Origin of the sequence: Skermanella mucosa (assembly GCF_016765655.2) — a bacterium.
Lineage (GTDB): Bacteria > Pseudomonadota > Alphaproteobacteria > Azospirillales > Azospirillaceae > Skermanella > Skermanella mucosa.
Window position 1 is genome coordinate 15,661 of sequence record NZ_CP086109.1, and the last position, 20,017, is coordinate 35,677.

Sequence of the window (20,017 nt, forward strand, 5' to 3'; positions counted from 1 at the left end):
ATGACGGGACGGGGGATTTCTTTATTTCATGTTTTGTTGTGGGTAATACTCGATGATAAATACTCCCCCTCGTGCAAGATTAAAAATTTTTCATGAACCGGTTTTAACTTGTCGGTAATCTTGGAAATAACATTTCTGATCTGCGGTTTCATTTGGAAAAGTCACAACGGATGGTTTCAACTGTGCTGGAATCGCCGCAAGCCGGACAGGCATCGGGAGGGACCGCCGGGGCAGCCCCTCCCGTCACCGTTCAGACATGGATCAGCGGAGCGCGATCGGCCGCAGGGCCGTTCCCGCCACGGTTCCCCGGATGGCGTTGGTCGTGGCGACGTAGGCGAACTCGTAGACCCGGTCGGCCGCGAGTTGTTCCTGGTTGTGGAACTCCAGGATATGGACCCCCTGCTCGACCAGCAGGTAGACATGCACCGGATTGAAGCTGCCGCCGACGGCCTGCGAATCCTCCGGCCGCGGCGGCAAAACTTCCAGGCCCGAGGTATCGGTGCCGAGGGCTATCGCCCCTTTCTGCTCGACCAGCCATTTCGCGGCCTTCATCCCCAGTCCCGCGGTATCGTGCTGGCTGATCTTGTCATGGTCGCTGCCGTTGGCTCCCCAGTAGCGCGCCGTTCCGGTGCGGACCAGGACGACGGTTCCGGGCGTCACGTCGACCTGCTGGCGGGCAAGGGCAGCCTGCAGGTCCTCGACCGTGATCTCGTAGTTGGACGGCAGAGCATCGACGTTCTTGTAGCCGGCCACGTCGATCATCACGCCGCGGGCGACGATCGGCGGGATGGTCAGGACGTCGGCCTTGCGCACGCCGAAATTCCCGCTCCAGTCCTCCTCCTTGAAGCCGTTGTACCAGTGGTTGTCGTCGCCGTGGGTGATATGGGCCAGGCCGTCGATCTGGGTCGCCACGTTGTCATTGATGAACAGGGCGTTGCTGTGCCAGGCGGTGCCGCCCGTGTTGCCCTGCTCGGGCGTGGTGAAGGCCAGGTCCTTCTGGTCCTTGACGCCGACGGGGGACCGGAAGGTGATGATCTCCCCCGGGCTATGGCCCGCCCATTTGTAGGAATGGCGGTCATAGGGCAGGCCGAGATCGTAGGTCTTGCCCTGGGTGACCAGCCGCATCGCCGCGAGGCGCGACGCGTCGGTCATCTCGTTGAGGGCCCCGACCTCGTCCTCCGGCCCCCAGACCCAGCCCCATCCTTTGCCCTGGGTCCATTTCTTCATGCCGGCATCCTGGGCGACGGCCTGACCAGCCGCGAGAGCCAAGCCGAGACCTGCCAGGAGAGCGGCGGCCTTCATGGTTTTCATTGTTTCCTCCCTTTGATTTGCCCACCCGATCCGGAAAGTTCGGCCCCTCCTGCGTGATCGGCTGGTGTGATGAGCATATCTAAGGGCGGGTTCCGGCAGAAGGTCTAAAACCGGGACCGGAAAAGATCGCCTTCCCCTCTCAGAACCCCTCGGCACCTGGGGCGGCGGTAACTGCCGCCTGCCTTCCACCGACCCTCGGCGTCACGTCGCGCCTGGACTCCCCGCCCGGCATGACGGCGTAGACCACCGCGTCGGCTCTGTCCGAGCGCAACTGAATCTTTCCGGGATAGATCCCGAGCACGGTCCAGCCACCCACCTCATCCCCGGCGGCCACGCGCCGCAAGCGGTTGTCCGCGGGATCGAGGACGATCGCCACGGAGCGGTCGGCGGAAGTCGCCGTTCCGCGGACCTCGGGAACCGGGGGAAAAGTGTCGGAATCCGCCGCGACGGCCGGCACCGCGCCGGGGCTCTCGGCCACGGGTTCGGGAGGGCGCCGTCCGGGCGTGAAAAGCGGGCGCCCATGCAGGGCCTCGACCAACGCATCGATCGGCCCGGCGTCATCCCGGGCCGGTTCGACCGGGCGCTCGACGCGATGCGGCGCCGGAGGTGCCACGGACACATCGGGCCGCCATTCCAGCCCTTGAGCGAGTACCGTTCCGCCGGCCGCCAAGGCCACCAGGGACAGTAGTGCCTGCGCCGAAAATTGCGTCATTCGCCATACTCCACAACGGTCATCCACCGGAAACTGCGCCGAAGTGACCCCGTACGCGATTGCCGGCTTGCCGGCACCGGTACCCCGAAGTTCGGGCAGGGACATTGTTCACCATGATGCCGGCACCCTGAAGCCATATGCGCCTTTCGTACAAGCAGATCGGTGGCCCCGGTTGCCGGACACGTCGGAAGACGCTCCCGCCGGGGCAGGGGCGCCTCGATATCCGGGGCGGTGGCATGCACGGGAGTATCGCCGGAAGCAACAACCAAAGCTTAATCGACCCCCACCCTGGCGCCACCGTGATAGCCGGCACAAGGATCCTCAAAGCGCCTTCCAACTTCTCCCAGACCGTCGATGCGACTTTTGGTTCAGGGAGTGTGGAGCCCGAATGAATCTTTTCCGACTGTTTCCTCATCACGAGATGCATACCCTCCACCCACATGGAGATCACCACCCAAAACCGAACTGGAAAGGATTTGCTTTTACGCCTAAGGTACATCATCCCTTTAGTAACATGGTAATTTTTCGGAATTTGAGAGATGTTCATAATCAATGGCGATTGCCGAAAGCTTACGCGAATGGGCAAGGCGCTTCAATGAATAAGATAGGACAAACGCAATTATTGGTTGGTTCGTAACCACTATTATGGATTTATGCTTACTGGTTTGGTGGAACGACCATTCACAAAGTAACCATCTACAATGAAATTCATAATGCGTAAAACGAGGTTACTACTGTTCTAAGTGGTATTTCAAGATGATGTTGCACCACACAATGTCAGTAAAACGGTTACTTGCGCTCTGCTCAAACACATCGGTCGGCAATTGTATTTTTGCCTTCATGGAGTTCAACGTAGAACGCAAAAATTACACATTCAGACGGCTCTCGCACAACCGGCAATCTACTGACGTTACGAAATATTACCTCAACAAAAACAGACCAGTTTTCAAAACCACGGGAGGATATACTTCGACAAGAGGCAAACCTGTACTTCATAGATACTGACGTTACCGCCAATGATGGTGCCGGAAGCATTCCGCTTCTACGGCAGGTCCCCGATTACGCCAGCCGATTTGACAGGGCGGCTGTGTACCACAATGGAGTACATAAAATGAATTCCAAGTTAACGTAATATGCGCCGTTTGAATGATAGGAGTTCAGCGCGAATATAATATAAACTTCGTACGTTAGCAATGATGATAGAAGAAACTGTTGCGTATTACTTTATTTGCATTATGACTATTTACTTCACTATTCTGAATAAAATCAAGATGATCTCCTGTCAGTTTCTGCTATGGCGCTAGTTAAACTCTCAAGCTTCCTTCTTAAGCACGCCTCATAGTTTCGTCACTCGCCAGCTTGGTTCGGCCGCATTCCCATGTAGTGGGAACTTGCTCAAACACTCGTTTCTCTTTCACGCGGACGGAGCACGCTGGCGCGCGGCGGTACCTCAATGACGAATCCCATAACAATGATTTGCGAGGTGCATCATGTCCCAGGATCAAAAACGCAGGCTGGCCAGAAATCTCGTTCTTTCAAGCATGATCGCGGGAGCCGGCCTGCTCATGCTTACCGTTCCCTCGGACCCCTTGTTCGCCGCCGAGGATGATTTCACCGATCCGGCCACGACACCGCCCGAGGCGCCGCCCCCGGCCAACAGCGAGACCGAGGCCAGCCTTCAGAAAAAGCTCCCTGCCGGAACTCCGGATTACTTCAAGAAGATCTACTCCCACTTCATGAAGCAGCCGTTGCCGGCCAAGGTCTTCAACCAGGGAGGCATCCCCGTCGTCATACCGAAGCTGGAGATCGACAAGGATCCCAACGGCGAAACGGGGTCCTATCAGCCCCTCGGCCAGACGGTGACCTCGCAGAACGCCTTTTTCAAGTCGCTCGGCACGAACGGCCGGGCCTGCGTCACCTGCCATCAGCCCGCCAGCGGCATGAGCATCAGCCTCCGTAACATCGACAAGCGGCTGAAAAAGACCAAGGGCGCCGATCCGCTTTTCGCACCCGTGGACGGTGCCAACTGTCCCACCCTTGTGCCGGCGTCGGAAACCTCCGGCTCGGTGCTCGGCGGCTACAAGGGCAAGAGCAAGAAGGACTTCAAGGCCGCCCGCTCGCTCCTGCTGACCAGGGGCGTCTTCCGCATCGCCCTTCCCCTGAAGAAGGACGAATTCACGGTCGAGGTCATCAGCGACCCGACGACGTGCAACACGGATCCCCAGACAAACACCAACAAGGACGGCGACCAGATCCTTTCCGTGTTCCGGCGCCCGCTCATGTCCGCCAACCTCCACTTCAAGACCGCCTTCACGACTTTTCCCATTCCCGGCGTTCCGGCCCCGGAGTTGAGCGGCAACATCATGTGGGACGGGCGTGAGCCGACCTTGATAAGTCAGGCCATCAGCGCCACGCTGGGGCACGCCCAGGCGCTGCACCGACCGACCGACGATGAACTGGAAGAGATCGTCGCGTTCGAGACCGGCATCTTCAGCGCCCAGTACAGCGACAAGCAGGCGGGCGTGCTGTCCGCGGCAGGCGCCCTCGCCGGTCCCGTCAACCTGTCCGCCAACGGCGACGAAATTCCGGCTTTCGGCCCCGTGGTGTTCGATGAATTCGCGGCTTGGGCCACCCCTCCCGGAAGCGGATCGGCGAAGCGGGAAAGGGAATCGATCGCCCGGGGCGAAGCTCTCTTCCACGGCGTCGGCACGAACGCGGCGGGAAGCACGAACCGGGGCTCGTTCATCATCAACGGGGTCAACGGTTTCAACAATCTGGTCGGCCCCAATGTGCCGGGAACATGCTCGACATGCCACAACTTCAAGCATTCTGGCGCCGACGTTCTGGCGAACTCGCAGCGTGACATCGGCATCGGCGGCCACGCGGTCAGCGTCGGCGGCCCGCCGCCCGCAAAGGACCTGCCGATCTTCAAGGTTTCGGGTTGTGCGCCCGGCACCCTCCAATGGGACCTCGGCGCGACGGAAGCGGTGACGAACGACCTTGGCAAGGCCACGCTCACCGGCCGCTGCGCCGACATCGGGGTAAGCACCGTGCCGAGCCTGCGCGCCCTCTCGGCCCACGAACCCTACTTCCGCGACGGATCGGCCAAGACGCTGATGGACGTCGTCAACATCTACGACAAGCGTTTCGCAATCGGCCTGACGAACCAGGAGAAGCAGGATCTCGCCAATTTCCTGAGCGCTCTCTGAGTTCACCTACCCATGGCGGCGGGACGCGGCAAGCGTCCCGCCGCCACTGATTCGAGATTTCCTCCCGTCCTCGCGAGGACGGTGCCGCTCATGCCGGCTGGCCTTTCGATCCCGCGTCGCGGGGTCGCAAAGGTGCTACAGTCCTGCCGGCCGCACCCGCTTCGCCGGGTGTCCGGCCAGGGACTGTGAACCGTCATGGGGAGCGGTTATGACGGAAAAAGCGCACATCCTCGTCGTCGATGACGAAGCCGAGGTGCGGGATCTGCTGCGGGAGTATCTGGGCCGGCAGGAGTTCGACGTGACCGCCGCCGGAAACGTTCCCGAGGCGCGCGCCGTGCTGAACTCCCCGGAGGAGGGCGCCGCGCCCATCGACCTCATCATCCTGGACCTGAAGATGCCGGGGGAGAACGGCCTGACCCTGGCCCGCGAACTGCGGGAACGCGGCGACGTGGCGATCATCATGCTGACCGCGTCCGGCGAGACGATCGACCGGGTGGTCGGGCTCGAAGTGGGCGCCGACGACTATGTCGCCAAGCCGTTCGATCCGCGGGAATTGCTGGCACGCATCCGCAGCGTGCTGAGAAGGGTGGGGGCGGCCCGGCGTACGGCACCGGGTCCGGATACCGATCCGGGCTCGGAACCGATGGCGCCGGCGCCCGCCCGGATCCCGTTCGGACGGTGCATGCTGGACCTGGAGGCGCGTCGCCTGTTCGAGGCCGACGGCACCGAGGTTCCGCTCACCGCCATGCAGTTCGACCTGATCGAGGTCTTCCTCGGCAATCCCAATCGCGTGCTGTCCCGCGACCGGCTGCTGGAGTTGACCCACAAGCGCGGAGACGAACCGTTCGACCGCAGCATCGACATCCGCGTGGCGCGCCTGCGCCGGAAGATCGAGCCCCATCCCGAAAAGCCCCGGACGATCAAGACGGTGCATGGGGTAGGCTATGTCTATGTGCCGGGCGCGGAAGGCGGGAAACCGGCGTGAGCGCGCGCCGCGCCGGAAGAACCGCTTCCGAAAGGAGAAGCCATGGCTCCGGAACGGAAATTCTCGCCGCTCCTCCGCTACTATCGCCGCCAGTCCGAGGCACTGTTCGGCGGGCTCCGCAACGGCAGGGCGGCGAAGCGCGCGCTTGAGCAGAGCGAGCGCCGCTTCCGGGCCATCGTCGAGGACCAGACGGAGATGATCTGCCGTTTCGGTCCGGACTTCAGGATAAACTTCTCGAACCGGGCCCACGCGCGGTTCGTCGGGGACGAGCCGGAGACCCTGCTTGGCCGCGATTTCCTCGACTCGTTTCCGGCCAGGATACAGAAGTCCCTGCGCGCCGGGCTCCAGGCCCTGACGGCGGAGGACCCGATCCTGCGGTGCGAGCATGACCGGACGACCGAGGCCGGCGAGGTCCAGTGGTTCGCCTGGACCAACCGGGCCCTGTTCGACGAAGCCGGCCAATGCCTGGGCTACCAGTCGGTCGGCCGCGACATCACCGCGCGCAAGCGGGCCGAGGACGCGCTCCGGGAGAGCGAGATGCGCTTCCGGACCATCGTCGAGGACCAGACCGAGTTCATCTCCCGCTGCACGCCCGATTTCCGGTTCACCTTCGTCAACGAGGCCTATGCCCGGCAGCTGGAGCGACCGCGGGACGAGATCATCGGGACCAGCGTCCTCAAGCTGATGACGCCGGATCAGCGGGCGCAGTTCATCGCGCAGCTCCTGGAGCTTACGCCGTCCAGCCCGACGGTTTCCTACGAAATGTCCTCGGTCGCCTCCGACGGCCGGCTGCTCTGGGAACAGTGGACCGACCGCGCGCTGTTCGACGAGCGCGGGCAACTCGTCGGCTACCAGTCCGTCGGCCGCGACATCACCAAGTCGAAGACGATCGAGGCGACGCTCAAGGCCAGCGCCGAGGAGCTTGCCCTGATCGCCGACTGCATGCCGGTCGCCATGGCGATCGCCCGGGTCGACCCCACGGAGATCCTGTTCTCCAACTCGCGGGCGCGGGAGAGCTTCGGCCTGTGTCCCGGCTGCCCGCCGGAGCGGATCACGGCCCTGTACGAGGACCCGTCGGACCGCGACCGGCTGCTCGGCCTCCTGTCCAGGCACGGCAACGTGGAAGGGTTCGAAACGTCGCTCCGGCGCGCGGACGGCACGGTCATCCGGGCGCTCATATCGGCGCGGACGATCCAGTTCCGGGGGGCCTCGGCGGTCGTCGCGGCGATCACCGACATCACGTCGCGCCTCCAGACCGAGCAGGCCCTGCGCACCAGCGAGGCGCGGCTGCAGGCCTTCATGCAGCATGCGCCGGCGGGCATGTTCCTGAAGGATCTGGAAGGCCGCTACATCGTGGCGAACCCGGAGATGGAGAAGGTCCAGAACCGGCCGGTCTCGAAGATCATCGGGCGGACGCCCCAGGACGTCTTCGCCCCGGAAGACGCCGCGCTGATCCGGTACTACGACCAGCAGGTGCTCAATACCGGCGCCGCCGTCGTCAACGAGGAGCATGTTCCCTACATGCCGCACTATCCCTGGCGGATGGTCGTCCGGTTTCCCATCCGCGGGCCGGACGGGCAGATCACCCATATCGCCGGGTTCATCTTCGACATCAGCAGCCGCAAGAACGCCGAGGCCGAGGCGGACCGGCAAAGGGCCGCCATGCACCAGCGGGACAAGCTGGCGGCCCTGGGTTCGCTCCTGGCCGGCGTCGCCCACGAGCTGAACAACCCGCTGTCGGTCGTGCTCGGCCGGGCCATCATGCTGGAGGAGGAAAGCACCGACGCCGCGATCCGGGAATCCCTGGGCCGCCTCCGCGTCGCGGCGGAGCGCTGCGCGCGGATCGTCAAGAGCTTCCTCGCCCTGGCCCGCCAGAAGGCCCGCGAGCCCAAGCCGGTCGATGTCCGCGCCGTGCTCGACGGCAGCATGGAGATCCTGGCCAGCGGCCTGCGCAGCGCCGGCATAGAGGTCGTCCGCGAGGATCCGCCCGACCTGCCGATGGTCATGGCCGATGAGGACGAACTCCATCAGGTCTTCATGAACGTCATCATCAATGCCCAGCAGGCCCTGGAGGCGGCCTCGCCGCCGGGCCGGGTTTCCGAAACCGGCCGGACTGTCTGGGTCAGGACGGCCCACGACGCGGCGGCCGGAACGGTCCGGATCGAGATCGCGGACAACGGCCCCGGCATTCCGGAAACGGTGCGCGGCCAGATCTTCGATCCCTTCTTCACGACCAAGCCGGTCGGATCGGGCACCGGGCTGGGCCTGTCGGTCTGCCATGGGATCATCTCCGCCCACGGCGGATCGATCACTGTGGAGGATCGCCCCGGCGGGGGCGCCCTGTTCCGCGTGACTCTCCAGGCCTGCCGGGTGCCGACGGAAACAGCCGCGGCGATGCTCGCGGACGGCGACAGCGGCAACGGGACCGTCCTGGTGGTCGACGACGAGCCGGAAGTCGTCACCCTGCTTGAGGAGATCCTGACGCGGGAAGGCTACCGCGTCGAGACGGCGGACAACGGGGCGGCCGCGTTGGAGCTTCTGCGCGACAGGCGGTTCGACGCCATCCTGTGCGACATCCGCATGCCGCTGCTCGACGGGGCCGGCCTGCTCCGGATGCTGGAAACGCACCGGCCCGACTTGGCCGGGAAGGTGCTGCTGATGACCGGCGACGTCCTGCGGGCCTCCGCGACGCTGCCGGCCGGCGCCCACGGCCGGCTGCTGGAGAAACCCCTGGACCCAGCCGAGGTCCGCCGCCGCTTGAGGGACATGGTCGGCCGGCGCCCGTGACGAGCGCCCGTCGCGGGCCTCAGCGGACGCAGATCGCCGCCGACATCACCTGGCCGGCGAAGTCGAACCCGACATGGTCGTCGTGGAGGGTCGCTCCCAGGATGCCTCCGGGCTGACCGGCCGACGCGCGGCGCAGGTCCGGATGGGCCTGGAACCCGGCGTCGCGCAGGCGCGCGAGCCAGCGCGACGCCGTATCGAACCGCTCGCCCCGCCGGTCGGCGGGCGTGCCGAGGACATCCATGATCTCCTGCCCGAAGAACATCCTGGCCATGGTCCGCTCCTCTTGGGAAACATCCATGCGGTCCAGGATCCCGAAGCAGGCGCCGTAGAACCGCCAGGCATGGGCAAGGCGGCGCAGCAGGTCGTCGGTTTCGAAATCGGCACTCGGCTCGGCGATCACCAGCGCTTCCGGCTTCAGCGATTTCACGTTCCGCAGCACCGCGTCCTTGGCGCCATGCCCGCCGACATGATGAAGCGAGAACACGGCGTTGACGAAGATCCGGCCTCCGATCGAGCGGAAACCGTCCCACTGCGCCGCTGTCAGGGATTCGACCCGCGACGGCATCGCCAGGAACCGGAAGGGCAGGCCCAGGCCGGAAGCCAGGGACGACAGGGTCGCCTCCGCCTCGGCCAGCGCGCCGTCGCAAGGATCGATGCCGACGACGGTGAGCGCCCGGGGCAGGGCGCCGCGTCCCGCCAGGGAGCGGAACAGGCCGGCTATCCTCCCGCCATGGCCGATCCCGATATCGACGAGCACCGCGTCGTCGCAGCGTTCCAGCAGGCCGCCCAGGATCGTGCCGGCAGCCCCGGCCGCGAGTTTCATCGGCGGGAACCGGTCGGCATGGGACTCGAACAAGGCGCCATGCAAGGAGCCATGGCCTGTCTTCCAGTCTATGTTCTTGAGCAGCGCCTGCGCGAAGCATTGCGTCTTCGTCCTGAGGTCCGTTCCGCAGGGCTGGATCCGGTCGAGCAGGTCCACGAAGGCGACGAAGGCGCCGTCCTCGTCGGACCGCTCGATGCATTGGGCCATGTCCAGCAGACGGAGAAGGACGCCGTTCTCGCTCATGTCGGCGGGCTTGATGGGGCCGGCGGACAGGGGTGGTGCCCATCCGGTGTCTCGTGCAAGGCTGTCTGGCATGGCTGATCTTTCCGTCCGCCGGGTCTCCGTCTTCAGAGCGCCGATCTGAAGACGATGACCGATACCGTCGCCAGGCCGGCTGCCGCCGCAGCCAGCTTCTCGGCCGGCGACCACCGGGCCCAGTCCTTGGCGATGCTCGCCATGTCGCGCCAAAGTGCGGTTTCTCCAGGCATGTCATGTCGCTCCCGGCTGGATTGCTGGCGGACGGCGCGGGGGAAAGTCGCGAGGGTCCCGCGACCGTCAAACCGGAGGTTATCGGACCGGTGTTTCACCCGGACGTCCGGCCCTTCGATTTGATGTTTCAATTGTTTCGGAGCCGGGTTCCGGCCGCGTTATATACCGCAAGTTATTTCCATAATCTTGATTATGCGTTTCGGGCATCGAGTGGCGACAATTATCAGCCTCATCCGCCCCGCCGTTCCATTTTAGCAAGACGCGGGGATCGAACAGCAGGTCCGTCAATGGCCGATTTCGAGAAGTGCACCGACTTCGAAAAGCGTGCCGACCTCGGGATCGGGCTCGTCGAAATCCGGCGCTATGTAGGATACGCCGAGCGAGCCGACCGGCAATCTGGGCTGGTCCAGGTCCGCCTCGGGCTCGTACAGGTTTACAGGTTCCATCGATATTTCCCTTCCTTCCGGCTTGGCCAACTCTGCGATGCCTGCATTTAGTTGGTCAAGTTGGTCAAGCCTCTTCCACGAACCGTCGGGGCGGGTCGACTCCCCCACCCTCCAGGAAAGCCCTCGCCGACCGGAGGAACCGCGCGACGACGGCGTCCCCGTCCTCGCGGTACACGATCATCACGTCGGCGACGGGACACGGGTCGGCCAGGGGCAGGTAGACGATGCCGCTGCGCGCGAGGTTTCGCACGGTCTCGGGAACCAGCGCCACGCCCAGGCCCGCCGCGACCAGGCTGGTCAGCGAATAGGCCTCGAAAACCTCCTGCGAGATGCGCGGCATGAATCCCGCCTGGACGCAGCAATCGGCGAGATACTGCGCGAAGGGTGAATCCCGCAGGCGCAGCGATACGAAGGTTTCGCCCCGCAGGTCCGCCAGCATCACGCTCCCGCGGCCGGACAGCGGATGCCCTTCCGGCAGCGCCACCACCGTCCGTTCGCTCCAGGCGAATTCCGTCTTCAGGTCCCTATCGGCGGCGGGGCAGCGCAGGAAGCTCACGTCGGTCCGGCGGTCGTGGAGCGCCGCGATCTGGTCCATGGGCGGCATCTCGTGCAGCCGGACGGCCACTTGGGGATAGGCCGCGGCATAATGGGCGACCAGCTGCGCCAGCGGCCCCAGCAGCACCGATCCGGTCATTCCGATATCCAGCTTTCCCGTCAGGCCCCGCCCGATCGCCCGCGCCTGCTCGGCGGCCTGGGCGACCTGCTCCAGCACGGCCCGGGCGTGTCGAAGGAAAGCCATGCCGGCCGGAGTCAATTCCACACGCCTGCTGGTCCGCCTCAGCAGTTCGGTCCCGACCTCGGTCTCCAGGTCGCGGATCTGCTGGCTCAGGGGCGGCTGGGAAATGTGCAGGCGCAGGGCCGCCGCGGTGAAGCTGAGTTCTTCGGCGACGACGACGAAGTAGCGGAGATGCCGGAGTTCCATGACGACCCTGCCCGACGGCGGTGACGTCGGAGAATCATAGGTTCTTCATATCAATCCAGTCAAACGACATATTGGACGTCACGATCGGAAGGGTCGAAGATGTTTCCCACGGGGAGAAAACGATAGCCCGACGCCGCGTGAAGCAGGCGCGAAGGAGGCTTCTCATGATCAGTCTGGCAGACCAGGATGTGCGCCCGGGGGCGGAGGTGATGCGGCGCCTCGACCGTCTGGCCCGGTTTTCCCAGGAGGAGGGCACGCTGACCCGCCTCTTCCTGACGCCCGAGCACAAGGCCGCCGCCCTCCAGGTCAAACTGTGGATGGAAGCCGCCGGCATGGCGGTCCATGTCGATGCGGCCGGCACGGTCGTCGGCCGGTACGACGGCACGGGGGAGTGCCGGCAGGCGCTGCTGATCGGCTCCCACATCGACACCGTCCGGAACGCCGGAAAATACGACGGCAGCCTCGGCGTGGTCGCCGCGATCCAGGCGGTCGCGGAGCTCCACCGCCGGGCCAGGCGCCTGCCCTTCCCCATCGAGGTTCTGGCCTTCGGCGACGAGGAAGGCGTCCGTTTCCCGGTGACCCTGCTGGGCAGCAGGACGATCGCCGGCACCGTCGATCCCGCCATGCTGGACGCCCGCGACGACGACGGCGTCACGGTCCGCGAAGCCCTCCTCGCCTTCGGCTGCATACCCGAGGGGATACCGGCCGCCGCCCGCCGGCCGGGCGAAGTCCTGGGCTATGTCGAACTCCACATCGAGCAGGGTCCGGTGCTCGAACGGGAGGATCTGCCGGTCGGTATCGTCACCGCGATCAACGGCGCCAGCCGTTTCCTGGTCGAGGTGACCGGAGAGGCCGGGCACGCCGGCACCGTCCCCATGGCGCTCCGCCGCGACGCCCTGGCCGCGGCGGCCGAGATGGTCCTGGCGGTCGAGCGGCGGGCGGCTTCGGTGCCGGAGCTGGTCGGGACCATCGGCAAGCTGGAGGTCCCCGCCGGGGCGACCAACGTGGTCCCCGGCGCCGTCCGCTTCACCATCGACATGCGCTCCCCCGACGACGGGCAGCGGACTACGGCGATCGCCGACATCATGGCCGAAATGGAAGCCATCGCGTCGCGCCGGGCGGTCCGGGCCACGGCCCGGCGGACCTACGAGGAAACGGCCCGGAAATGTGCGCCCTGGCTGATGGACCGGCTGGCGGCCGCCGTCGCCGCCAACGGGATCGAACCGCTCCGCCTGCCCAGCGGGGCCGGCCACGACGCCTCCGCCCTCGCCGGCCTGACGGACATCGCGATGCTGTTCGTGCGCTGCGCCGGCGGCATCAGCCACAACCCGGCCGAAGCCATCGCCGAGGCGGACGCCGATACCGCCGTCCGCGTGCTGTTGACGTTCCTGGAGACCTTGGAAACAAGAAAAACCATCGACTGAGGAGGAAGCCATGCCCACCGACGATCTGGCGATCAAGCGGATCGACCCGTCCCTTCACAACGACGATCTGGCGCCCCTGCCCTTCGAGAAGAGGAAATGGGGCTGGTTCGAGATCTTCAATGTCTGGTCCAACGACATCCAGAGCCTGTTCGGCTACACGCTCGCGGCGACGCTCTTCATCTCCTACGGGCTCAACGGCTGGACGGTCTTCGCCGCGATCGTGCTGGCCGGCGTCATCGTGATGTTCCTGGTCAACCTGTCGGGCAAGCCGAGCGTTCGGTACGGCATCCCCTACCCGGTCATGGCGCGCGCCAGCATGGGCGTCCGCGGCGCCAACTTCCCGGCGCTGGTCCGGGGCATCGTCGCGATCTTCTGGTACGGGGTCCAGACCTATTTCGCCTCGACCGCGGTGGCCCTGCTGATCAACTCGCTGTTCGGCGTCTCCGGCGCGCCGGAGTTTCTCGGCATGACCCTGGTCGGCTGGATCTCCTACGTCATCGTCTGGACCTTCCAGCTCGCGCTGTTCCTGAAAGGCATCGACTGGATCACCAAGTTCCTGAACTGGGCCGGCCCGCTGGTCTATGCCGTGATGATCGCCCTGATGCTGGCGATCTGGTACCAGGCCGGCGGCGGGCTGCTGACCGAGCTGGGTAACATCTTCAGCGGCCGGGGCGACTACGCGGGCGGGACGTTCGCGGCCTTCATGGCGGTCGTCGGCACCATGATCGCCTACTTCGCCGCGGTGATCATCAATTTCGGCGACTTCGCCCGGTTCTCGAAGAACGAGGCCGAGATGAAGAAAGGCAACCTGATCGGCCTGCCGATCGGCCTCGCCTTCTTCTCCTTCATCGCCCTCTTCATCACCGCCGGAACGGTGGTGGTGTTCGGTGAAACCCTGACCAACCCGGCCGACATCGTCGCCCGCGTCGACAACCTGTTCCTGACCGTCGTGGCCGCCCTGACCTTCTTCGCGGCCACCGTCGGCATCAACCTGGTCGCCAACTTCATCCCGCCGGCCTACGACATCGCCAACCTGGCGCCGTCCCGGATCAGCGCCCGCACCGGCGGCATCATCACCGCTGTGATCGCCTTCTTCATCGGCGCCCTGTGGGTGTCGGTCATCAGCGCGATCGGCATCGCCGCCTTCGTCGATACCCTGGGCGCGGTGCTCGCCCCGCTCTACGGGATCATGATTGCGGACTACTACCTGGTCCAGAAGCAGCGGCTCAACGTCCAGCACCTGTTCTCCGCCGAACCGGGGACGACCTACTACTTCAACGAGGGCTGGAACCGCAAAGCCATGGTCTCCTTCGCGATCGCCTCGGTCTTCTCCGTCGCCTCGGTCTGGACGCCGGGTCTGGAGAGCCTGTCAGGCTTCACCTGGATCATCGGCGCGATCCTGGGCGGGTCCTTCCACTACGCCCTGATGCGCAAGGGATCGGTGGTGCCTTTCGTCTCCTCCGCCCCGGCGCCCTGATCGCCTGCGTTCGGTCCCGATGCGTCCCGCCGGTCCCGCTTGGGCCGGCGGGCTGCGTGGGACGGACCGGGTCACTGGGAGCGGACGACGTCTAGAGCGGTTTCCGACCAAGTTGAACCGCACCGTTCCATTCAGCCTGCCGCTCCATTCGCTGCCATGCGTTGGGCCACGGCCCAACCTGAGGTTTGATGCAGGACAGAGGTGATGCGGGCCGTCGATCATAGGTTGGGCCGTGGCCCAACGCATCGGTCCGGCTGTCCCGGGCGGATCGACCTGATCGGGCAAAGCCCTAAGGGAGCGATCGGACGATGCGTCTGAGCGCTGGGAGTCGAAGCGGAACTTCCGGCGTTCAGCCACTCCGCTTTCAGCCGGGCGCTCGCGCGCTCGTCGGTACCGGCTTCCTCATACCGGCATGCCGCCATATTGGCATCGCTGCGCTCGATCATGCTGCCGAGCACATCGAGCAACTGGCGTTCGGCGGCGATTTCCTCCTCCTACCTGCGGAGGGCCTCGCGGACCACTTCGCTGGCGTTCCGGTGCAGGCCTGTCTCCACCTGACTATCCACGAAACGGTCGAGACGGGGAGTAAGGGAAACGTTGCGACCGCTCATGCCCGGATCCTGTCAAACAATGGTATCAAAAAATGCTGCCAGGGCAGCGGGCAGGGCACCATGCCCCGTGAAGCGGAGCCACCCTGGCGCAATAAGCTCGCCGGCGTCCGGGATCAAGAAGCACGTTCAAGAACCACTCTGGTGTGCTCACCTGTGAAGCAGATCACACATTCTCTTTCTGCACGCCCCCTGAATAGAGATTGTCGTTAAATAATTTTCTATGCGATAAAGGATCAACACAACATTCTTGTTTCAAATGAAAACGTCGGCGGGGTCATTTCCGGCGTTCTTCACTGTCGTGAGGAGCGATATGTCTCAAACAGTCTTGAGCGTCGTGCTTGAAGCGCAATCCAAAGGGCTTTCTACTCTGCGGGAACTCATCGAGCAGCTCAAGCACGAGGAAGAGAACCCGCCGCCTCCCTACACCGGCTCCTACAGCCGGCTGAGGAGCCTCGTCCCCACGCTGCACTTCATGTCCATCTCGGTGTTCGAAGACGACCATTTCGATCCCGTGCTGGTGATCGAGGCGAATTTCGACGGGCCGCAGGGTCCTTTCTGGGCGCAGCTGGAGGCGGCGATCGGTCCCCGGCTTCGCGAAATCCTCCGCTACTGCGAGCGGCCCGCGGGCCGGACCGGCGAGGCCTTCGACCTGATCACCCGGCCGGGCTCGAAGCATCCGCTGGCGCCGTTCCTGGAGGCGCACACCGTGATGCCGATGATCTTCCACCAGGGCAACCGGGGCCTCGACCGCCGCCGGATCGACCGGGAGGCCAAGCTTTTCTTCGCGACGCAGGAGAAACTGGGTAACGGCGCGCAGTACCGATCCACCGACGCCGTCACCCTGCATCGGACCCTGCGGTCGTCCCTGCGCGGGAGCTTCGACTGGCTGGGCGAGCCGGAACCCGTCCGCATCCCCGGGCGCGAGCGCCTGGCCGATCTGGCGAAGCTGGCCGGGTTCGTCATGGCGGCGCTCCTCGTGCTGTCCTTCCCGGGCGTGCTGCTGGCCCTGGTCGTGCCGAACGGCTGGCTCGTGGTCATCGTTTCGCTTCTCGCCGCCTTGGCTACCGGTCGCCTGATCAAGGACCTGCCCGACCTGTTCCGCCAATTCTCGGGATCGGAGCCGGCGCCGGTATCGGGACCGCCGCCCCGGATGCGCGATGCCTTCGCCAGGGACGCCGCGAAGTCCGCGGGGTCCGCCGTGGGCTCCGTCCTGATGGCCGTCGCCGCCGCCCTGTTCCTGGCGGTCTACGTGGCCCTTGCGGCGATCGTCTTCGGCGCCGTCATCGCCCCCCTGATCCCCGCTCCGTTCGGCGAGACGGCCGCCGCGGCCGCGCGCGTCTTCGCCCTGGGGCTGTCGAGCGTGCCCTTCTCGCTCTGCGCCATCCTGCTCTGGCTGCGCCGGCTGGAGGACCGCGACCCCAGCCACGACGAGCCGGAAGTGCGGCCCGAACGGCTCCAGGACATGATGCGGCGGGAGGACTTCATCGCCCAGAACCACATGGGCAGCATGGTGCTGGTCAAGCCCGGCCTGCTGCGCGCCGTGCTGATCCGGGCCGGGCTGGCCGGCCTGGCGCTGATCCTCCGCGTGGTGGCCACCAGCGGCTATCTCGGCAGCATGCGGACGATCCATTTCGCCCACTGGGCCATGGTGGGCAACGGCAGCCGCCTGATGTTCTTCAGCAATTTCGACGGAAGCTGGGAAAGCTACCTCGACGACTTCATCGAGAAGGCCCATGGCGGCCTGACGCTCGCCTGGGGCAATTGCGTGGGCTTTCCCCCGGCCCGGTTCCTGAGCCTCGAAGGGGCGACCCACGGCCGGAAGTTCAAGAACTGGGCTCGCCATTCCATGGCGACGACCCTGTTCTGGTTCAGCGCCTACCGCGACTACACCGTCAACCAGATCGAGCGCCATGCCCGCGTCGCCAGCGGATTGCGGCAGCCGACGCTCTCGCCGGAGGAGGCCATAGCATGGACCAGGGACTTGTGATCGGGGACGACGTCCGCACGGACGGGAAGTGGGGCCTCTCGCCACGACAGCTCGGCCGCATCCAGGGGCTGGTGGTCAGCGGTTTCGCCCATCTGCCGGTGACCAGGGCGCTGTTCCTGAAGCTGGACCGGCCGGGCGGCGGTTGGCTGAAGGCGTTGGAAAAGGTGGCCCCCGTGACTGCCGCCACCGGCCGGCTGAACCGGTCCACCGCCATCGCGTTCACCTGCGCCGGGCTGAAGCGGCTCGGTCTCACGGACACGGCGGATCTATCGGCCTTCGCCCTGCCCTTCCGGGAGGGAATGCACCAGCCTGACCGGCGCCGGCGGCTGGGGGACGAGGAGAAGAACGGCACCGTCATCCCCGGCGGCCCGCTCTGGAGCGGCGATGCCTCGGCCACGCCGCAGGCGGCCGATGTCCTTCTCCTCCTCTACGCGGTGGACGAGACCGACCTGGCCGACTGGTGCAACCAGGTCATGGAAGCGCTGGAGCCGGAAGGGGTGTCGCTCGTGCGGCACCTGGACCTGTCCCTGCGGATCGACCCAGACGGCAGGGCGCGGGAGCATTTCGGCTTCGCCGACGGCTTCTCCCAGCCGGTCCCCTATCTGGCCGGCCCGTCTACCGCCGACCCCGCCGGCGGGCACGCCGCCAGGGACCCGTGGCACGGGGTGCCGATGGGCGAGGTGCTGATGGGCTATACCAACGCCCATGACGAGGCGGCACCCGCCCCGATCGTCCAGCGGCCGGCCGACATCGCGGCGAGGCACCCGGACCTCAAGCCCGACGGCGCGCCCGAAGGCTTCCTCGATCTCGGCGCCGACGGCTCCTACCTGGTCGTGCGCGAACTGCGTCAGGATGTCGCCGCCTTCTGGAACTCGCTGGACGCCGCGGCCCGGTCGCTGGGCTGTCCCGGCATCGACGCGGACTGGCTGGCTGACCGGATCGTCGGACGGGAGCACGACGGCGACCTGCTCTGCCCGGCCGGCGTCCATGCGGCGGTGGACGGGCAGCCGGCCAACGACGTCGGCTTCTTCCGGGAGGATTTCCATGGCCTCGGCTGTCCGCTCGGCTCCCATGTCCGACGGGCGAACCCGCGGGACGGCCTGGCCGCGACCGAAGCCGACCGCAGCGCCCTGCTCAATGCGGCCAACAACCACCGCATCCTGCGCCGCGGCCGGAAATACGGCGAGACCATACAGAATCGGCTGGAGGACGACCGCAAGGAGCGCGGCCTGCTGTTCATGTGCCTGAACACCGACATCGTCCGGCAGTTCGAGTTCATCCAGCAGACCTGGCTGCTCAACCGGAACTTCGCCGGCCTCTACGGCGAGACCGACCCGCTGCTCGGCCCCAAGGGTCCGTTCACGATACCCAAGGATCCGGTCCGCTTGAAGGTCGAGGTCGAGACCTACGTGAAGATGGTCGGCGGCGACTATTTCTTCCTGCCCAGCCTTCCCGCGCTCAAGTTCATGGCGGACCTGACATGACCGCGGAACAGGTATTGCGGCCCCTGCCCGACGGCATCGGGACGCGGCTGAGGGCCTGGGCCTTCGACCACGTGGATCTCGCCTTCGGGCTGCTGCGCACGGTGAAGCCGATCCTGAAGGTCGGCGGCACGGTGCTGGTCACCCGCTACGACGACGTGCGGGAGGTCTTCCTGACGGACGACGCCTTCCCCGTTCCCTACCGGGCCAAGCTCGACGTCATCATGGGCGGATGCCCGTTCTTCCTCGGCATGGCGGACACGCCGGAATACCGGCGCGACACCGCCGCGATGCGCAAAGCCATCCTGCGGGAGGACATCCCGGTGCGCCTGGCCGGCGCGGTCGAGGCGCTGGCCGAGGAGATCGTGGAGCAGGCCGGCGGCCGATTGGAGGTCGTCGACGAGCTGGTGCGGCGGGTCACCTTCACGGTGCTGTCGGATTATCTCGGCGTTCCCGACCCGCACGGCGCGGACCTGCGGGTCTGGGCGACACGCCTGTTCGAGTTCCAGTTCGCCGACCCGGGCGACGACCCGGCGCTCCGCGCCGACGTGGACCGGATGGCGCCGGCGCTCCGCGACCATATCGACCGACTGATCGCCGCCCGCCGCGGATCGAACACCACCGGCAGCGACTTCGAGGGCGACGACGTGCTCGGCCGCTGCCTCGCCTTGCAGCGCCAGGGCGAGCCCGGTTTCTCCGACGAGCAGATCCGCACCGCGCTGATGGGCATGATCGTCGGCGGACCGCCGCAGCCGCCCATGGTGGTGCCGCAGGCGATGGAGCAGCTCCTGCGCCGCCCCGACGCCCTGATGGGAGCGCAGGCGGCGGCGCGGTCGGGCGACGACGCGCTCCTCGCCGGCTATGTGTTCGAGGCGATGCGGTTCGACCCGCTCGCCCCCGCCCTGCCCCGGGTCGCCGCGCGCGACCACCGCATCGCCGTCGGGACCCCGCGCGAAACGCTGGTTCCCAAGGGAGCCACCGTGCTGGCGGCGTTCCGCTCCGCGATGCACGACGGGCGCCGGGTCCCCGATCCCGGACGGTTCGATCCGCGCCGGATGCAGCACGAATACATCCATTTCGGCCACGGCCTGCACACCTGTTTCGGCATCCACATGAACCGGGTGCTCCTGCCCCTGATGCTGAAGCCGCTGCTCCGGCGGAACCGGCTGAGGCGCGCTCCGGGACCCGAGGGCCACCTGACCAAGCGCGGTCCCTTCGCCGAGCGGCTTTGGGTGGTCTACGAGGCATAATCAGCGCCCGACCGGCGCTCCGATCTGGCCGGCCCGAGAATCC

The 20,017-nt window shown here is 65.8% G+C and carries 15 protein-coding genes; 8 read left to right on the forward strand and 7 right to left on the reverse strand.

Going from position 1 to position 20,017, the window contains the following annotated elements; translation table 11 throughout:
- Window positions 1–261: 261 nt before the first annotated feature.
- Window positions 262–1,311, reverse strand: a complete 1,050-nt coding sequence (locus JL100_RS34920; protein WP_202684575.1) for a cyclase family protein — start codon at window positions 1,309–1,311, stop codon at window positions 262–264.
- Window positions 1,312–1,450: 139 nt separating this feature from the next.
- Window positions 1,451–2,023, reverse strand: coding sequence for a hypothetical protein (locus JL100_RS34925; protein ID WP_202684576.1), 573 nt, complete (start codon window positions 2,021–2,023; stop codon window positions 1,451–1,453).
- Window positions 2,024–3,588: 1,565 nt separating this feature from the next.
- On the opposite strand from JL100_RS34925, the gene JL100_RS34930 reads away from it, so the two are divergent.
- The 3 genes from JL100_RS34930 (at window position 3,589) to JL100_RS34940 (ending at window position 9,004) form a co-directional block, all read left to right on the forward strand.
- A complete protein-coding gene (locus JL100_RS34930; protein WP_202684577.1) occupies window positions 3,589–5,232 on the forward strand; it encodes a hypothetical protein in 1,644 nt (547 codons plus the stop codon).
- A 208-nt stretch (window positions 5,233–5,440) separates the two neighbouring features.
- Window positions 5,441–6,217, forward strand: a complete 777-nt coding sequence (locus JL100_RS34935; RefSeq protein WP_202684578.1) for a response regulator — start codon at window positions 5,441–5,443, stop codon at window positions 6,215–6,217.
- 42 nt (window positions 6,218–6,259) lie between these two features.
- Window positions 6,260–9,004 carry a hybrid sensor histidine kinase/response regulator gene (locus JL100_RS34940; protein ID WP_202684579.1) on the forward strand — a complete coding sequence of 915 codons (2,745 nt, stop codon included), beginning with the start codon at window positions 6,260–6,262 and terminating at the stop codon, window positions 9,002–9,004.
- A 19-nt stretch (window positions 9,005–9,023) separates the two neighbouring features.
- Here the strand turns inward: JL100_RS34940 and JL100_RS34945 are convergent, their stop codons facing one another.
- The 4 genes from JL100_RS34945 to JL100_RS34960 form a co-directional block, all read right to left on the reverse strand.
- Window positions 9,024–10,142 (reverse strand): GRAS family protein, encoded by a 1,119-nt coding sequence (locus JL100_RS34945; RefSeq protein ID WP_202684580.1) that lies wholly within the window; start codon window positions 10,140–10,142, stop codon window positions 9,024–9,026.
- 32 nt (window positions 10,143–10,174) lie between these two features.
- Window positions 10,175–10,315, reverse strand: coding sequence for a hypothetical protein (locus JL100_RS34950; protein ID WP_202684581.1), 141 nt, complete (start codon window positions 10,313–10,315; stop codon window positions 10,175–10,177).
- A 285-nt stretch (window positions 10,316–10,600) separates the two neighbouring features.
- Window positions 10,601–10,762, reverse strand: coding sequence for a hypothetical protein (locus JL100_RS34955; RefSeq protein WP_202684582.1), 162 nt, complete (start codon window positions 10,760–10,762; stop codon window positions 10,601–10,603).
- Between the two features lie 64 nt (window positions 10,763–10,826).
- A complete protein-coding gene (locus JL100_RS34960) occupies window positions 10,827–11,744 on the reverse strand; it encodes a LysR substrate-binding domain-containing protein (protein ID WP_202684583.1) in 918 nt (305 codons plus the stop codon).
- Window positions 11,745–11,908: 164 nt separating this feature from the next.
- On the opposite strand from JL100_RS34960, the gene JL100_RS34965 reads away from it, so the two are divergent.
- Together JL100_RS34965 and JL100_RS34970 are read left to right on the forward strand one after the other, a co-directional pair.
- Window positions 11,909–13,168 (forward strand): allantoate amidohydrolase, encoded by a 1,260-nt coding sequence (locus tag JL100_RS34965; protein WP_202684584.1) that lies wholly within the window; start codon window positions 11,909–11,911, stop codon window positions 13,166–13,168.
- A gap of 10 nt (window positions 13,169–13,178) precedes the next feature.
- Window positions 13,179–14,645, forward strand: a complete 1,467-nt coding sequence (locus JL100_RS34970) for an NCS1 family nucleobase:cation symporter-1 (RefSeq protein WP_202684585.1) — start codon at window positions 13,179–13,181, stop codon at window positions 14,643–14,645.
- Window positions 14,646–15,139: 494 nt separating this feature from the next.
- On the opposite strand, the gene JL100_RS34975 is transcribed toward JL100_RS34970, so the two are convergent.
- A complete protein-coding gene (locus JL100_RS34975) occupies window positions 15,140–15,256 on the reverse strand; it encodes a type II toxin-antitoxin system ParD family antitoxin (RefSeq protein ID WP_202684586.1) in 117 nt (38 codons plus the stop codon).
- 310 nt (window positions 15,257–15,566) lie between these two features.
- Between JL100_RS34975 and JL100_RS34980 the strand changes: the two genes are divergently transcribed.
- The 3 genes from JL100_RS34980 to JL100_RS34990 are packed head-to-tail and all read left to right on the forward strand — an operon-like array spanning window position 15,567 to window position 19,974.
- Window positions 15,567–17,243, forward strand: a complete 1,677-nt coding sequence (locus JL100_RS34980) for a hypothetical protein (protein ID WP_202684587.1) — start codon at window positions 15,567–15,569, stop codon at window positions 17,241–17,243.
- Entirely contained in the window at window positions 17,225–18,727 is a 1,503-nt protein-coding gene (locus JL100_RS34985) for a Dyp-type peroxidase (RefSeq protein ID WP_202684588.1), read from the forward strand. The genes JL100_RS34980 and JL100_RS34985 overlap by 19 nt, the downstream gene beginning before the upstream one ends.
- Window positions 18,724–19,974 (forward strand): cytochrome P450, encoded by a 1,251-nt coding sequence (locus JL100_RS34990; protein WP_202684589.1) that lies wholly within the window; start codon window positions 18,724–18,726, stop codon window positions 19,972–19,974. The genes JL100_RS34985 and JL100_RS34990 overlap by 4 nt, the downstream gene beginning before the upstream one ends.
- Window positions 19,975–20,017 lie beyond the last annotated feature (43 nt).

Coding starts and splice junctions, on each gene's coding strand:
- JL100_RS34920 (WP_202684575.1), bottom strand. CDS start 1,311: ATGAAAACCATGAAGGCCGCCGCTCTCCTGGCAGGTCTCGGCTTGGCT.
- JL100_RS34925 (WP_202684576.1), bottom strand. CDS start 2,023: ATGACGCAATTTTCGGCGCAGGCACTACTGTCCCTGGTGGCCTTGGCG.
- JL100_RS34930 (WP_202684577.1), top strand. CDS start 3,589: ATGCTTACCGTTCCCTCGGACCCCTTGTTCGCCGCCGAGGATGATTTC.
- JL100_RS34935 (WP_202684578.1), top strand. CDS start 5,441: ATGACGGAAAAAGCGCACATCCTCGTCGTCGATGACGAAGCCGAGGTG.
- JL100_RS34940 (WP_202684579.1), top strand. CDS start 6,260: ATGGCTCCGGAACGGAAATTCTCGCCGCTCCTCCGCTACTATCGCCGC.
- JL100_RS34945 (WP_202684580.1), bottom strand. CDS start 10,142: ATGCCAGACAGCCTTGCACGAGACACCGGATGGGCACCACCCCTGTCC.
- JL100_RS34950 (WP_202684581.1), bottom strand. CDS start 10,315: ATGCCTGGAGAAACCGCACTTTGGCGCGACATGGCGAGCATCGCCAAG.
- JL100_RS34955 (WP_202684582.1), bottom strand. CDS start 10,762: ATGGAACCTGTAAACCTGTACGAGCCCGAGGCGGACCTGGACCAGCCC.
- JL100_RS34960 (WP_202684583.1), bottom strand. CDS start 11,744: ATGGAACTCCGGCATCTCCGCTACTTCGTCGTCGTCGCCGAAGAACTC.
- JL100_RS34965 (WP_202684584.1), top strand. CDS start 11,909: ATGATCAGTCTGGCAGACCAGGATGTGCGCCCGGGGGCGGAGGTGATG.
- JL100_RS34970 (WP_202684585.1), top strand. CDS start 13,179: ATGCCCACCGACGATCTGGCGATCAAGCGGATCGACCCGTCCCTTCAC.
- JL100_RS34975 (WP_202684586.1), bottom strand. CDS start 15,256: ATGAGCGGTCGCAACGTTTCCCTTACTCCCCGTCTCGACCGTTTCGTG.
- JL100_RS34980 (WP_202684587.1), top strand. CDS start 15,567: ATGTCTCAAACAGTCTTGAGCGTCGTGCTTGAAGCGCAATCCAAAGGG.
- JL100_RS34985 (WP_202684588.1), top strand. CDS start 17,225: ATGGACCAGGGACTTGTGATCGGGGACGACGTCCGCACGGACGGGAAG.
- JL100_RS34990 (WP_202684589.1), top strand. CDS start 18,724: ATGACCGCGGAACAGGTATTGCGGCCCCTGCCCGACGGCATCGGGACG.